Here is a 16,017-nt window from a genome sequence, read left to right as displayed (position 1 = left end):
TATACTTCATTAGAATTTTAAATTAACACCAATCAAATAAGTCCTGGGACTCGGATAAAATCCCAGATCAATACCGGATACCCATCCTTGCTGGTCACCGTATCCCACTTCAGGATCCATTCCGGAATATTTGGTAAAGGTGTAAAGGTTTTGTGCGGTGAAATATATCCGGGTCTGAGTGAAGGGCAACTTATGGAAAACCTTTTTCAGGTCATACCCCACAGTCAGATTCTGTAGTTTCACATAATCTCCGTTTTCGATATAGATATCCGAAATATTCTGCCAATTAGGATGACTACCACTGGTCAACCTCGGCAACCTGTTGGAAGTACCTTCACCATGCCATCTCTCGAAAATCTCAGTCGTATAATTCTGTAATGGGCTATCAGCAAACGAGCGATATGATTTTGCAATCTGATGGCCAAATTTACCGACCGCCGTCAGTGAGAGATCGAAGCCTTTATACCCAAAATTGATTGATAAACCTGCCTGAAAATCAGGATTGGGGTCTCCAATCATCACCTTGTCTGCATCGGTAATGGCACCGTCGCCGTTTGTATCCATGAAGATAAGGTCACCCGGCTGTGCGTTTTCCAACTTGGCTTGGGTGGAGGCTACCTGTTCTGCATTCTGGAATACGCCGGCAGTCTTAAATCCCCAGAAATAACCAATCGGGTAACCGACTTCTGCACGGTACATCTCCTTGGTTCCCTGACTGAGTACATTCTCTGCCCCATGAATAATCCCTTCGGCATTGGCAATACGGATTACCTCGTTCTTATTATAGGCAATATTAAAATTAGCTCCATAAGTAAAATCACCCACTCTGTCATTCCAGTCCAGACCAAGTTCCACCCCCCTGTTTCTAATATCACCACCATTGATATAAGGAGGATTTGTTCCATAGGATGCCAGAATAGGTGCCACCACTAACCAATCTTTGGTAGTTTTATTATACCAGTCGAAAGTCACACCAAGACGACTATTTGCAAAACGCGCGTCTACACCGATGTTCAACTGCTCCGAGGTTTCCCATGTAACATCCGGATTGGGCAATATATCTGCATAGCCACCGGTAACCAGATCGGCTTTATTATTTCCAAAATAGTACCCGTTTTTCTTATCAAATGAAATGGTTGCCAGATACTGGAAAGGATCAATACTACTGTTACCGTTTTGTCCCCAACTGGCACGCAGTTTCAGGAAATCCATCCACGAATGGCTATTTTCCATAAAAGGTTCGTTACTAATAACCCATCCTCCGGATAAAGAGGGAAAATATCCCCATCTGTGACCTCTGGCAAAATTAGAAGAGCCATCGGTTCGCAATATTATCGTAGCGAGGTATTTTTCCTTGTAATTATAATTGAGACGTCCAAAAAATGAGGCAAGAGCACCTTTTCCCCACGGCTCTCCGCCCACAGAGGTCTCATTTGCAGTAATACCCTGTGTATTGTGGAGCCATGCATGCTTCCAGGAACCAGGGAATAACGAGTTGGAATTTTGTCCCTCGACACCTTCTCCAAAACCCCATTTTTCAATGGATTGCCCGATAACGGCATCAAAGGCATGCACGTCATCTATATTCCAAAGGTAAGAGAGCGTATTTTCAAAAGTATAGTTATAACCCGATCCTGCACTCTGACTTACGTCATCCGTTGCATTGGTGAGAGTAGTCGACAGTTCATAGGTGGGCGTATACTGCCTGTAAGTGTAGGCACTCATCCGGTAACCAAAACTACTACGGTACTTCAAATTTTTAATCGGCTGAATTTCAGCAAACACATTAGCGAAGAGCATATGGTTTTTCGAAAGATTCTGCCCTCTTCGATACACCATCTCAGCCAGAGGATTGCTGGCAGCACCCTGCAGGTTCCATTCATCCCTCACTTTACTGGATTGATCATAATAACCACCATCGCTATTCAATATGGGCATCAGAGGATTACCGACGAGCAGGTTATGTACGTCATTCCAATAGATATTTCCGATACCAATACCTGATTTTGTATTATAAGAGTAGGTTAGATTTTCTCCAATAGTAATTGCATCAAAATCCTTCACTTTCAGGAGAACATGTTCAGAATTGATCCTTGCTGTATATCTATTAAAATGGGGTTCAACAGGTTTACCGATAATACCATCCTGCTCTGAATAGGAGAACCCCATGGAAAATTTAGACATTTCCGATCCCCCCAACAGTCCGAATGCATGGTTTTGCGTAATAGCATTTTCATTCCTTGCCTCATCCAACCAATTGGTTCCGTTCCAGGATCCATCCATAATCAATTGATACTGATTGGGGATTTCCTTGGCAAAGTCAATCAACGGAGTACCCTCGTTAAAACGGGATTCGTTGATAATAGCCATATATTCTTTGGCATTGAGCAACGAAGGCATCCTGTATACATTCTGCCATCCCATCCAACCATCGTAGGTCAGTTCCGTTTTTCCTGCCTTTGCCCTCTTGGTAGTCACCAGAATAACTCCATTAGCAGCTCTTGCACCATAGATCGCTGCAGAGGCAGCATCTTTCAATACATCAATAGATGCAATATCGGAAGGGTTCAATAAGTTAATGTCACCTCCTGCCACACCATCAATCACATAGAGCGGCGTAGAATTTCCTATTGTACCAATACCACGGATATGGACTTTGAACCCTTCTCCCGGCATACCGGAAGACTGGGTTATATTTACCCCGGGAGCCTGGCTTTGCAATGCGCCCAAGGCACTGGTGGTGCTCAGTCTGGTAAGATTATCCCCGTCCACCTGGACTGTAGCACCGGTGATAAGCCGTTTTTTCTGCACACCGTATCCAACAACGACCAGTTCCTCAAGAGCCTGCGTATCTTCCAGTAATGTAATTTCGAGAAGAGTCCTGCCGGCTGTCGGGATTTCCTGGGTTAAATAACCAATATAAGAAACCGATATCATAGCATCCGGCTCAACATCCAGCACGAAATGTCCGTCCATATCGGTCACGGTCCCATTTACTGTACCTGATTCAATAATATTTGCCCCAATAATGGCATACCCTTCGCTGTCTTTTATAGTCCCGGTAATTCGTTTTCTTTGTTGTCTGGGCTCATCGATTTGCGCAGTTTGGTCGGTTTTGGGTGTAGATGAATCAATCTTATAAAGCGAAACCTGCCGTTCTACTACCTTGTATCCCAGATTGGCATCCTTGAGAATGGTTTCCAGAATGGCCTGTATAGACTCATTACTCACCCTGATGCTTGTTCTTTTACTCAGTTCAGCCTGGGCATCATCGGTAATGAGGAACAGATAATCGCTTGATTTCTCTATTTCCGAAATCGCATTTTTTATGGTTACGTTTCTCAGGTTGAGAGAAATCTCTTTCTGCTGAGGATATACGTTCTCTGCGGCAAGTCCCAATATGCAGAGAAAGAAAAGGAATATAGACATCTTCATGATCCTTAAACTTCGGTTGCATTTTTTAGATGCAAATTGTTTAGATTTAATAATTTCTTCCATACATTTGTAATGATTTTTAGTTTACGTTGATAGGATTAATTGTAAATTAATTTTCGCACGATCGGGCAATGTGGCAGCATTGTCCGATTTTTCGCTTTTTTCTGATTTTTTCTATTCATTCTCGTTTTGGGTTTATTTCATAGGCATCATTTTTTACTTCTGTTTATCAATATTATTTTTTACTGATTTTTATCAAATTGTCATTCCTGAGATAGGTTGTAGAGGAGAGGATAGAGACAGAAGTCATGACACTATCCAGATTACTCGACAGAAATAGCTTACCAGAAAAGGTATGGGCATTCAATTCTACTTCTGGTGTTTCCTCAAACTGCACGTTATAGTATCTTCCTACTTTTTTTAATATCTCTGACATCGGTGTTCTGTTAAATTCTAACACCCCACTTTTCCAACTGATATATTCTGATACATTCACAATTTCCTTGGATATCTCTCTATCGGTAATATCAATCTTCTCGTTCGGTATCATTTCAACCATTCTGTTATCATCTGTCTTAACCATCACTTTCCCATCTACCAATACTACCGTTTTCTTTACTTCATCTCTGTATGCCGAAATATTGAAAGAGGTGCCCTGTACGTGGATGTCTGCTCCCTGCATATGCACAATAAACGGCACTTCCCTATTTTTAGCGACATGAATAAAAATCTCTCCATCCAGATAAATGTCGCGTGTCTCTCCGTTGAACCTGGAGGGAAAATCGAGTTGTGTTCCGGAGTTCAACCATATTTCAGTACCATCGGAAAGCGTGAGATTTGATCTTTTGCCATAGGGAACGACTAACTTATTGAGACTGGTCTCGGTGAGTAATAATTCTTTCTTCTCCGCACTATCGGTCACCAATGCTTTTCCTTCCCCTATCAAGTCGATACGCGAATGGTTGGAGAGATTGATCTTTTCTCCTGCCGATATCAGATATATCTCCTCCTCAGGTAGCGTTTGTCCTATAATGGTATCGGCATTTTCCATGAAAGGCAGTCGGTCTCCTTCTTTGAACAAAGCAAAATAAAGAAGCATCAATGCTCCAGCCAGGAAGACGGCAGCCACGGAATAGACACGCGATAACTTCCGGCGCTTTTCACGGCGGGAGATATTCTCCAATACTGTCCTGTAAATATTTTTCTTATCCGTCTCCGAAAGAGGATAGTGGTTAAGCTGCATTGCATTAAACCGGGAGACAGCCTCACGAAATACTTTCTCCAGATGTGGGTTTTCCTTCACAAAGTTCTCCCAATATTCATCCAATTCCTTCGTTTGAAGGAGTCTCCATCTGATAAAATCCTCATTATGAAGAAAATCATGCTCGCTGTAAGAAAACCGGTTTTTATTATCCACAATAATCTGTTTATATTAATGACGGACTTGTTTTTCTTTTGTGGACATAAATAAACAAAAAAATCAAAAATTTAACACTTTCCACAGAAAACTAAAAGATGATCGAGCTTTCCGGAAAATGAAATTGACACAAAATTGTGGAGTACTCTGTTTTTTATAAGGAATGGGCTTTTCGGAGGGATCTAAGAGATTACTTTCTTTCACAAAGATCACCGGAGCAGAAACAGCAGTGATAATATGCTTAGAACTTCCGGAAAATCTTCTTCAGAGACTTGTTGGCGTAGTTTTTCCATTGTCCTGTACAGTAATTTACGTGCAGACTCTTCGCGGATATCCAGCACATCGGCTATTTCCTTATGTCCCAGTCCTATCATATATTTAAGGTAGACCACTTCCCGCTGATTGGGGGTCAGTCCGTTCAGAAGTGAAGTGACTTTTTTCTTTAGGATCTCCGCATCTTCACTGTCTATTATATTATCGAGCACGGTTACTTGTACAGTAAAAGATTCAGCAACAGATTCAAGGGTTTCTTCTTTAATCTTTTTCCTGGATAGATCTATAAGACGATGTTTGAACGATTTGAAAATATAAGCGGTGACATTTTTCACATAAGACAAATTGTCTTTAGAGATATAAAGTTTATAGAAGGTGTCCTGTATAGCATCTTTACACATTTCCTTTTGAAAACCCAGGCTAATTCCATACGAGTATAAATCATCAACATGGTTATTATAAATAATGGAAAAAGAGGGCTCATCTCCCTTTTCCACAAAACTCCTCCAACTTAGATCAATAGAAACCATTTATTATAACCCGGATTTTCTGTACTTGGTTTGGTATTGAAAAACAAATTAACGTCATTTTTTCTTTGTGGGCAAATTTTTAATTAGAAATAAATAACAACAAAAAAAACGTACCCGGTAAAATACCGGGCACGAAGATTTAATTGTAAAAAAGAAAACATCATGATAGTTTCTTCGGTTCTTTCTTAAGTTGGATAATTTCCTCTAATAACTTATATTTATCGAAATTCCTGCATAATAGAGTGCGCCATAAAGAGGAGCATAGATAAACGCCGCATCATCGAGGTGTTTCTCATCCTGAATATAATTGAATATATTTTTTGCTCCGGCATAGATATTGAATAGTCCGAAACGTTTAGAGGCCCGTACGTTGAAAGTCATATAGGGCTCCGTCTCTTTGATCTTTGAATTTTCAGCCGTCTCGCTGATATAATCGATATACATTTTGCCCTGATAGATACCGTAGAGTGTGAACATCCAACTCTTCGGCGAATATTCTATCTTTACACTTCCGGTAGTGGACGGAAAGCGGGAAATGTAGCGGCTGATATTCGCATATTCTGTTTCAGCCCAGTCTCCCCTGTTATTTTTATACTTTCCGCTATTCAATGCAAAATCCACACCCAAATTCAAATTTCTGGCCGGATTCGCCATTACCATAAACTCTATTCCTTTTACCACAGCATCATCAATATTTTCCCATTGGTAGGTATATCCCAGTTTTTTCACCTCATCATCGGCATCAGCAAAATCAATCTTATCCTTCAGGAAAGTATAAAACAGGTTGGCGCTGACCTGGAAATGATCGCCGTAATAATCTGCAGAGAAATTGGCACTGCGTGATGTCTCGGCTTTCAGTTCAGACGATTTCCATACACGGGGTGAACCGCTGCATAAGTGCAGGTCTTCCGAAAACCCGTAAGGCGCCCTGAAGCCTGTTCCGGCATTTGCCCTTAGGGTAATCTGTCTTGTCAGTTGATATTTTAGCGCCAGACGAGGATTAAAGCTCGTTTCATCGAACTTTGTTTTCGGGAAATCGTCATCAAATACCTTCCTGTCGGAACTATATTCTTCTCCCGATGAGTGATGATCGATACGCACACCGGGTACCACCGTAAACCTGGGTGACACATTCCATTCGTCCTGAATGTATGCTCCCATTTCACGGGCATGTTTACGGGCTATGGATTTATAAGCATTCCCATAATATTCGCTGGCTTCGTCTACCACTGTGTACATCCCGGTTTCATTGAGGTTTGTGGTATAGTACTGCATTCCGAAGACCAGGTTATGATTTTCGAATCTTGAGTTAAAACTGAGGGTCGATACCCAGGTATTTTCTTTGGCTATATAGGGCCGCATATCCAGCACGTCGGGTGTTTCCCCGTCGTGTGTATCCATATAATCACCCAAAAAAGAATCATTGGTTGCTTCCCTGTTGTGATTTATGTAAGTGGTGTTGAACTGCAGTTCGGAACGCTTTCCGACAGGCTTTATATAGTTTACTTCTCCCTCGTATCGGTTAGTAGTGATATTCTCAGTACCATCGGTAAACGGATTTTTATAATAGTCGCCGGTAATAGTTCCTCCTGCCCTCTTTTCGTTGATACCTTTTCCCCTGAAGATAAGCTTATCGTCCTTAAAGAAGGGATTATCCACATAAAGGCTGAAGCCCATATTGTGCAATTTCGATTCCACACGATCGGCTACTCCATCTTTTTGTTTCACTTCTTCCCGTGTATCTCCCTCTCCCGTTTCATCAATCACGTCATGGTCGACCTTTTGCGCATAAACATTCAGCCCTATGTTACCTTTGTCATTGCGCATGGAAGAAGAAATATTATAGGCATTGGTACCATAATTCCCGAATTGGATATCAGCTGAAATAGAAGGGATTGCCGACGGTTCACGCGTAATAATATTGATGGCTCCTGCCACGGCGCTACTCCCGTAAAGGGCGGAACCTGCCCCCTTCACAATCTCGATCCTGTCCACATCACCTGTTCCGATCTGCTCCAATCCGTATACACTGGCCAAACCGGAATAGACCGGCTGTCCGTTTATCTGTACCTGTGTATGTTCGGCGCCCAGTCCCTGCATGCGTACCATGGAGAAATTACAGAACTGGCACTGATTCTCGACCCTGAGACCGGGAATCGCTTCCAGCGCTTCAAAAATATTCTGGGCATTTTTTGTCCTCAACGACTGGGAAGTAACCACTTCAGTACGGATAGGGACATTCTTTACGAAATGCGGCGTCCGTGTACCTGTGACAACCACCTGTTCGAGATTGAACATGTCTTCTTCCAGTTCAAAACGGATTTCGTTATCTTTCCCGGCATCTACCGTTATATCGATCTCCTGAGGTTTGTATCCCACATATTGGGCGACGATAGTTTGTTTTCCTTCCGGAATATTTTTCACTGTAAATGTTCCATCGGAGCGTGAGGATGTCCCTTGTGCAGTCCCTTTTACAAAGATGGTAACGGATGGCAGCCTTTCTTCGCTATTTTTATCCTGTACGTATCCCGAAAGCGTTCCCTCGCTTTTTTGTGCCTGTGAAAAAGCATCGGATACATACAACAACGCAAGCAATAATAAAAATAAATGTGTAGTTTTCATTCTGTTATGTTATTTACTGTGTATGATACCTAAAAAGAACGCAAAATTACTACCAATTATAGACTATATCAATCCCTAATAGTTATAATTTTTCAGTAAAAAGTAATCATTTTTGGTCATTGCGACATTGAATAAAATCGTGTTACTTTGTAAAAAATTCAATAATTAATAAATATGAAGTCAATCGCTATTATTTACGGTTCAAGCACGGGTAACACAAAATACGCAGCCCAGTTAGTCGCTGAAAAACTGGTCGGATATTCACCCGTATTAAAAGACCTTGCAGATGTATCCTCTGAAGAATTACAAGAATCCGACGTACTTATTCTGGGTGCTTCCACCTGGAGTATCGGAGAATTGCAGGACGATTGGGAAGCATTTTTTCCAAATATCGGGAAAGTCGATCTGACGGGAAAAACCGTTGCTTTTTTCGGTACGGGAGACGCAGAAGGATATCCCGATACTTTTGTGGATGCACTCGGCATTCTTTACGATGAGTTTACCAAAACAGGTTGTACTTTCGTGGGAGAAGTATCTACAGAAGGATATACGTTCGATGATTCCCAGGCTCTCCGGAACGGAGTTTTCGTGGGATTACCGCTGGACGAAGACAACGAAAGCGACAAAACGGACAAGAGAATAGAAGCCTGGGTAAATTCACTAAAACCGTATTTGGATTGATATTCCTATAATGATGATATTTGCTGGATATTCCGGTAAGACTCATTAGAAAAGATCAACAGACACAAGTCCTCATAAAGGACTCTTCTCTCTTTTAAATTATCAATCATGTACGACACACTATCAATAAAAACCGCGTAACAATAATTGTTACGCGGTTTTTATTATCTGTTACGCAACTTATGCTGCGTGTTACATTGCTTATGGTATATGGTTTCGTATTACTTACTCTGCACTTTCGTGGCTGAAATAAATACCATTTGCAAGTTGAACTACTCCTTGATAAGAGCCCTTCGTGGCAATAACGGTGAGTCTGTCTCCAACTTTGATATCTTTGGCAGCTATCAAGCCTTTTCTAAAATCGCCGGTTGCACCATAACCCGGATAACAGCCATACACATAAATCTCGCTGTCGCCGTCTTTCAAATAAAGATTACCATAGTCCGGATTAGTAATTGATGTAATTTCACCGGTTACCATATAGTAATCTGTACTGGAATCGGGTTTGGTCAGCACCTCGGCAATGGTAGCGGCAGTTACAGGAATAACGCTTTCCAGAACGGCTCCACCAACCTGAGGAGTACCATTATATTCGGCACGTTTTCCGACAATTGTGATGATGTCACCCACTTTCAAGCCTTTGTCTTTGAAATCCTGAATACCATACACATACGTTTCACCGGAGAAATCCCTCAAGTATAAATTGCCATATGTAGTATTGGTTATATTGGTGATCACACCTGTCAAACGGTATTGCGTGTCACCAACTACAGCTGCGAGAAACTCTGCAACAGTTGCTTTCACAATCGCTCCTTTTTGGGTAAGCGTTGCTTGTGTTGTATAGTCTTTATCCCCGTCAGTGGTGTGGAATGTGATGGTGGTTCCACGGTCTCCACCGGCATTGGCAGCGGCTTTGAATTTCACAACTGCATTCGTTCCGGCCTGTTGGATAGACGAAATGGACAACCAGGACTTGGCATCTTCAGGAATTTCTACCGATACGCCTTGCCCTTTACAGGTAAGGTATGCTGTGAACTCACCACCTTCGATAGGAAGCACTTCGTTTTCAACAGAATCAACCTTCACAAGTGATTTGTTGATATCGAGAACCGTTACATTCACCATTTGAGGTGATCCGGCGTAAGTAGATTTCGGTCCTTCAATGGTTACTTCATCTCCCACTTCAAGACCAAGACTCAGGAAATTTCTTGTTCCACCCTTCGCATCAAGCGTTCCGTAGATATACAAGGAGCCGGTTTCATCGGTTATGTACCAATTACCATACTCCGTATTTGCTATTGACGTACAAACTCCCGTTACCCGGAAAGTTTTTCCGTCGGGACCTGTGTTCACTTCAGCCACCGTGGCCTCGGATATCTTTGCCAAACCCTGGATGATGTTAATTCTCTGCGTTTTACCGGCACTGCTAAGTAAAACCTCCGCAGTGCGACCATCTATGGCAGATGGAGCAGTAAATGTAAGTTCTGATTCACCGGCACTTCCGCTGGTTGAAGAGATCGTCAGCCATTCAACCGGATCTTTCTCGGTAGTAACTTTCTCTGCCGTCCAGCTCTCCTTAGCTGTTACAGTAATAGTTGTAGAACCACCCCCTTCAGGAATAGACACGTATGACGACGATACCTGAATTTCATCAAGCAACGTCACAGCATCCTCATCGGCACAACTTGTCATCAGGACAACTGTTGCAATGAATAATGGAAATAAATATTTTAGTTTCATATTGTCTGTACTTTTAATTAGTTGAACATATATTTGATACCAATTGAAGCATACCAGCACTGACCCAATGAATAGCTTGGAGTAAATGTCTGGGTATCACCATTGATGGAAGCGGGTGTAGAGAATGTAGCGACACCGTCGGCATCCACACCTTCATATCTCAGGATACGGGCTTCCGAACCAATGGCAGGATTCAAATATTTAGCTACGCCCCAACTAGAGTTGAAGAGGTTCATCACATTTTTGATATCAAAACTAAGCTGCAGCCTATGTTCGTCTTTACCTGTATTTACAAGAAAATCATGTTTGTAGCTAAAGTCGATGCGATGTACCCAGGGAGAGTAAACACTATAGGGCTCCGCATACTTGCCTTGTTGATTTTTTAAATAACTATTGCCATGTACATAGTCCATAAAACGGGTTTTGTCTTCTTCCGTCAAAAAGCGGAATTGATTGTTCGCCACTTCATCGTCGGTAGGAACATAGATTGCATCGTAGTTGTAACCGTCACTATTGATATCGTTAACCATCATGTATGAGTAGTTAACTCCACCACGCCATCCTTCATAGATAAAGCTATAGTGATTGCCGCTTTTGTCGTGGGCAGTAAGCGAAGCCACAAGACGATCGGGCGTGTTGTATTGGGAATTGTGTAACCTGATGTGGTTGGGTCCTTCTACTGTAGGAACGTATGTAAATGCAGATTCAGCATTCGATCCGGGCATACCGGTTACATCTTTGGCCACCGTGTGTGTATAGGCTGCCATCACGCTGAGCCTTTCTGTCGGTTGGGCATTGAAAGTGATGTTGCCTGACCAGCCATAACCGCGGCTTGTGTTTTCCAATACAAATGCCCTTGTGCCGGTACGATAACCATCGGGATAAATCGGACGATTGTCCACACCGTTGAAACGGGCAAAACCACCTACGGAGGGAATACTCCAATCAGAGATAGAGACACCGTTGATGGTTTTGTTGAAGATCCCTTCTACCGTTACTGAGGAGGGGAAAGGTGTTGGAAATGCATAGTCAAGAGCAAGCGAAGTCTTCCATACCTGCGGCATTTTGAAATTTTGATCTACGGCCGCAATAGCTGAAGGGACTGTCCCGTCTTCGGGTGATATGGTTGTAGGATATCCCAATGACGTTAATTTGTCATAAAGGGCAGCGATAGTGGCTTTGCCGTTGGCATCAGTTACCAGACCGCCGGCAAATTCATCCATTGAGAAGCCTTTCCTTGCAGCTTCCGCGTCATTTATTTGTGCCTGATATTGCACCATACCACCGTTGGTAGGCATATTGGTAAAGAATACAAGCGGTAAATTTCCGGAGAAAAGACCGGTACCACCACGTACTTTCAGGCTCTTGTCTCCAAGCGCATCCCATACAAAACCTACACGGGGAGAGAATATAACACTCGCTGAAGGCCATTTACCGGTGTCGATACGTCGGCCGGAATAATCAATGTCGTAAATCGCCTGATTCGTCATCAAGTCAGCATTGTTGAAGAAAAGTCCATCGATACGAAGACCGTATGAAAGTTTGATTTTTTCGCTGATACTCCAATCATCTTGCGCATATACTCCAATTTTGTTACTTCTCACGCGGGCCGCAGGATTTTTTTCTCCGTCATAACCATACGTCAGGTTCACAATTTCAGGTACTCCCCCGTTTAAGAAGTCATCGAGACTTCTGTAGCGATAGTATCCGGTACCGTTACGCATATAAGCATTATCTGCCATCTTGTATTCGTATGCGACACCTCCTACGACTTTGTGGTTACCCAGGTAATACGTCAATTCATCTTTAATGTTCAATACATTGTTGTGGACACCGTTGTTCCAGGTGAAAAGCTCATACCCCAAAGAGATATAGGACTGATCATCTTTCAAAATGTCGATGAATGGGAATTCTGCTGAATTCGTCCCTCGGATATCGTCCAATTTTGAGAATGTTGCCAGGAACTGGTTAGAAAGGTTGTCTGACAATCGGCTGTTCAAGTCGAAAGAGAATGAATGTACAAGGTTGTCCTGCGAATACATTGAATTTGCATATGACATTGATGCTTGTGACATCCTGGCCTCCGACATACGGGTACCTCCATCCATGGAAGTAGCATTAGGCGATCTCCATGAAACATTTTTTGTGTAATTATAACGCAAAGCCAGACGATGTTGGTTGGTGATATTCCAATCCAGACGGGCAAGGAGTTTGCGATTGCTTTCATCTGCCGGGAAATTGGTGTAAGATCCCGTTTCATATCCATATTCATTTCGCACAAAATCAGAAACCCTCTTAAGGTCGTTTTCTGTTGTGCGGGAGATAAAATTGTCAGGATTAGCGACACCATCTGTGGAAGGTTTCCAACGATTGGCTATGGTTGGTATTTTCGCCATTTCAGCGTTTACGAAGAAAAACAATTTGCTTTTGATAATGGGACCACCTATAGTGAAACCGTAGGTGGTATTACGATCTTTTTCACGCACGTCTTTTTCGACCAGTTGACCTCTAACGGCATTACCGCGCATATTTTCATTTCTATGATAAACGTAAGCACTTGCTTTGAAGGTATTTGTACCGGATTTTGTAATAGCGTTTACACCACCACCTATGAAGTTTGTCTGACGAACATCGTATGGCGCGATTACAACCTGCAATTCTTCGATAGCTTCAAGAGAGATGGGGTTACCTCCACCAGGCAGAGCGTCACTTAAACCGAAGTTATTATTGAAATTAGCTCCATCCACAGTAAAGTTAGCCGTACGACCATCTGTACCGGCAAAGCTCATACCATTCCCTCCATAAGGTGAAAGGCGGGTAACGTCCATAATACTACGGCTTACTGTAGGCAAATTAACTATCTGGCTATTTGTGATATTCGTCACTGCTCCGGTTTTCTCAGTAGAGAATTTTGTGCGGGTTGCAGTAACTACAACTTCATCCAATGATGTTGCTTCTTCGGAGAGTACGGCATTCAATACATAGTTTTCACCCAGGCTCAACGTAATGTTGTCTGTGGTGTTAGTACCATATCCAATGTAAGAAATTTCCACCGAATAAGGCCCACCTACACGCATACCGTTTAAGTTGAAGCGTCCCTCCATGTTGGTTACAGTACCATAAGTTGTCCCTGAAGGTTGGTGTGTGGCAATCACCGTTGCACCGATAACGGATCCGTCAGCATCTGTAACACGTCCGCTCATACTGGAGGTAGTTACCTGAGCCTGCATCACAGTAGCCATCATTAAAGTAAGAGCTACAGCTAAAAACTTCAATTTCTTTACCATAAATTCAATGTTTAAATTATCAATTGTGTTTCTAATAAAACTAAATATTATACCCTATATATTGCGCAAAAGTACGATAATTTTATCTAAAATCTGTTACATTTTTGTTACTTTCTTTATCCTTTTTCAGGTTCGATCATAATTAAAAATATCGGGCTAAAACAATATAAAACAAAGGGGATGAAGGAGGTAATAAATTGACACAAAAGCACTCTTTAAAGTTTTTTTCTAACAAAAAATAAGGCGAATGACTTCCAATTTTCATTTTCAGTCATCCGCCTTGATAACGTATTAATATAATCTATAAATTGATTACATCATGCCGCCCATTCCTCCGCCACCCATCGGAGGCATTGGGGCAGGATTTTCTTCTTTTTTATCGGTGATCACACATTCGGTTGTGAGGAACATACCGGCAATAGAAGCCGCATTTTCCAAAGCAACACGGGTCACTTTCGCCGGATCGATCACACCTGTCTCGTAAAGATTTTCGTACTGATCGGTGCGGGCATTATAACCAAAATCGGCTTTGCCTTCACGCACTTTCTGTACTACTACGGCACCTTCTTTTCCGGCATTCGATACTATCTGACGAAGTGGTTCTTCAATAGCGCGCTTCACGATTTCAATACCGGTAGTTTCGTCTTCGTTTTCGCCTTTCAGGTCTTCAAGCGCTTCAATAGCGCGGACATAAGCCACACCGCCGCCGGGAACGGTTCCTTCTTCTACGGCAGCACGGGTAGCCGACAAGGCATCCTGAACACGGTCTTTCTTCTCTTTCATTTCCACTTCGGAGGGTGCACCCACATACAGCACCGCTACACCGCCAGCCAGTTTAGCCAAGCGTTCCTGCAGTTTCTCGCGATCGTAATCGGATGTGGTTTTCTCGATTTGTGCACGGATCTGTCCGATTCGGTTGCTGATAGCTTCTTTTTCGCCGTCACCGTTCACAATAGTAGTGGTATCTTTGTCGATAGTCACTTTTTCTGCGCTACCCAACATATCGAGGGAAGCGTTTTCCAAAGTAAGACCTTTTTCTTCTGAGATCACCACACCACCAGTCAGGATAGCAATGTCTTCCAACATCTCTTTTCTGCGGTCTCCAAATCCCGGTGCTTTTACTGCAGCCACCTTCAACGATCCGCGCAGACGGTTCACAACTAAAGTAGTGAGTGCTTCAGAGTCGATATCTTCAGCAATGATCAACAGCGGTTTTCCGGTTTGAATTCCTTTTTCCAGGATAGGAAGAAGATCCTTGATAGCAGAGATCTTTTTATCATGGATAAGGATGAGCGGGTTTTCGAAATCTACTTCCATCGCTTCCGTGTCGGTCACGAAATAGGGAGAGATATATCCGCGGTCAAACTGCATACCTTCCACTACATCAACGTAAGTATCGGTACCTTTTGACTCTTCTACGGTGATTACACCTTCTTTACTTACCTTCTGCATCGCCTCAGCAATCAGTTTACCGATAGTTTCATCACCGTTTGCAGAGATTTTGGCAACATTCTCGATCTTTTTCAGGTCATTGCCTACTTCAACAGCCTGATTTTTCAGATTGTCAACCACTGTGGCAACAGCTTTATCGATACCGCGTTTCAGATCCATCGGATTAGCACCGGCAGTCACGTTCTTGAGCCCTACACCGATAATAGACTGTGCCAAAACGGTAGCGGTAGTTGTTCCATCACCGGCATCATCATTGGTTTTAGAGGCAACCTCTCTCACCAACTGAGCTCCCATATTCTGGAAAGCATCATCCAATTCGACCTCTTTCGCTACGGTTACACCGTCTTTAGTGATTTGAGGAGCACCATATTTTTTATCAATAATTACATTTCTGCCTTTAGGACCCAATGTAACCTTAACGGCATCTGCCAATTCGTCCACGCCTTTTTTCAGAAGGTCGCGGGCATCCATGTTAAATTTAATTTCTTTAGCCATTTTATTATTTCGATTTTCTTGTTTGTTTTTAATTGGTTGATTTAGTTCACATAAAATTAGATTTCAGATTGAATAAGGTTGAACC

8 protein-coding genes are annotated in these 16,017 nt (G+C 42.5%); 1 reads left to right on the top strand and 7 read right to left on the bottom strand.

Annotated features, from left to right (window positions below; translation table 11 throughout):
* Positions 1-9 precede the first annotated feature (9 nt).
* From F597_RS0106955 to F597_RS0106940, 4 genes are all read right to left on the bottom strand, one after another.
* Positions 10-3,435: a TonB-dependent receptor gene (locus F597_RS0106955; protein ID WP_245542005.1), complete on the bottom strand. Its 3,426-nt coding sequence runs from the start codon at positions 3,433-3,435 to the stop codon at positions 10-12.
* Positions 3,436-3,670: 235 nt separating this feature from the next.
* On the bottom strand, positions 3,671-4,852 hold the full coding sequence (locus F597_RS0106950; RefSeq protein ID WP_019539006.1) for a FecR family protein: 1,182 nt from the start codon (positions 4,850-4,852) through the stop codon (positions 3,671-3,673).
* Between the two features lie 209 nt (positions 4,853-5,061).
* Positions 5,062-5,655: an RNA polymerase sigma factor gene (locus tag F597_RS0106945; protein ID WP_019539005.1), complete on the bottom strand. Its 594-nt coding sequence runs from the start codon at positions 5,653-5,655 to the stop codon at positions 5,062-5,064.
* Between the two features lie 204 nt (positions 5,656-5,859).
* Entirely contained in the window at positions 5,860-8,277 is a 2,418-nt protein-coding gene (locus tag F597_RS0106940) for a TonB-dependent receptor (RefSeq protein WP_019539004.1), read from the bottom strand.
* Positions 8,278-8,451: 174 nt separating this feature from the next.
* Between F597_RS0106940 and fldA the strand changes: the two genes are divergently transcribed.
* Complete coding sequence (fldA, locus tag F597_RS0106935) at positions 8,452-8,958, top strand: flavodoxin FldA (protein WP_019539003.1); 507 nt, start codon at positions 8,452-8,454, stop codon at positions 8,956-8,958.
* 225 nt (positions 8,959-9,183) lie between these two features.
* Here fldA and F597_RS0106930 read toward each other — a convergent pair whose 3' ends face one another.
* From F597_RS0106930 to groL, 3 genes are all read right to left on the bottom strand, one after another.
* Complete coding sequence (locus tag F597_RS0106930) at positions 9,184-10,698, bottom strand: BACON domain-containing protein (RefSeq protein ID WP_019539002.1); 1,515 nt, start codon at positions 10,696-10,698, stop codon at positions 9,184-9,186.
* Between the two features lie 17 nt (positions 10,699-10,715).
* Positions 10,716-13,985, bottom strand: a complete 3,270-nt coding sequence (locus F597_RS0106925) for a TonB-dependent receptor (RefSeq protein WP_019539001.1) — start codon at positions 13,983-13,985, stop codon at positions 10,716-10,718.
* A gap of 312 nt (positions 13,986-14,297) precedes the next feature.
* Positions 14,298-15,932 (bottom strand): chaperonin GroEL, encoded by a 1,635-nt coding sequence (gene groL / locus F597_RS0106920; RefSeq protein ID WP_019539000.1) that lies wholly within the window; start codon positions 15,930-15,932, stop codon positions 14,298-14,300.
* Positions 15,933-16,017 lie beyond the last annotated feature (85 nt).

Source organism: Proteiniphilum acetatigenes DSM 18083 (assembly GCF_000380985.1).
GTDB lineage: Bacteria > Bacteroidota > Bacteroidia > Bacteroidales > Dysgonomonadaceae > Proteiniphilum > Proteiniphilum acetatigenes.
The sequence above is the reverse complement of the archived record's forward strand: the minus strand, read 5'-3'. Positions and strand labels throughout refer to the sequence as shown.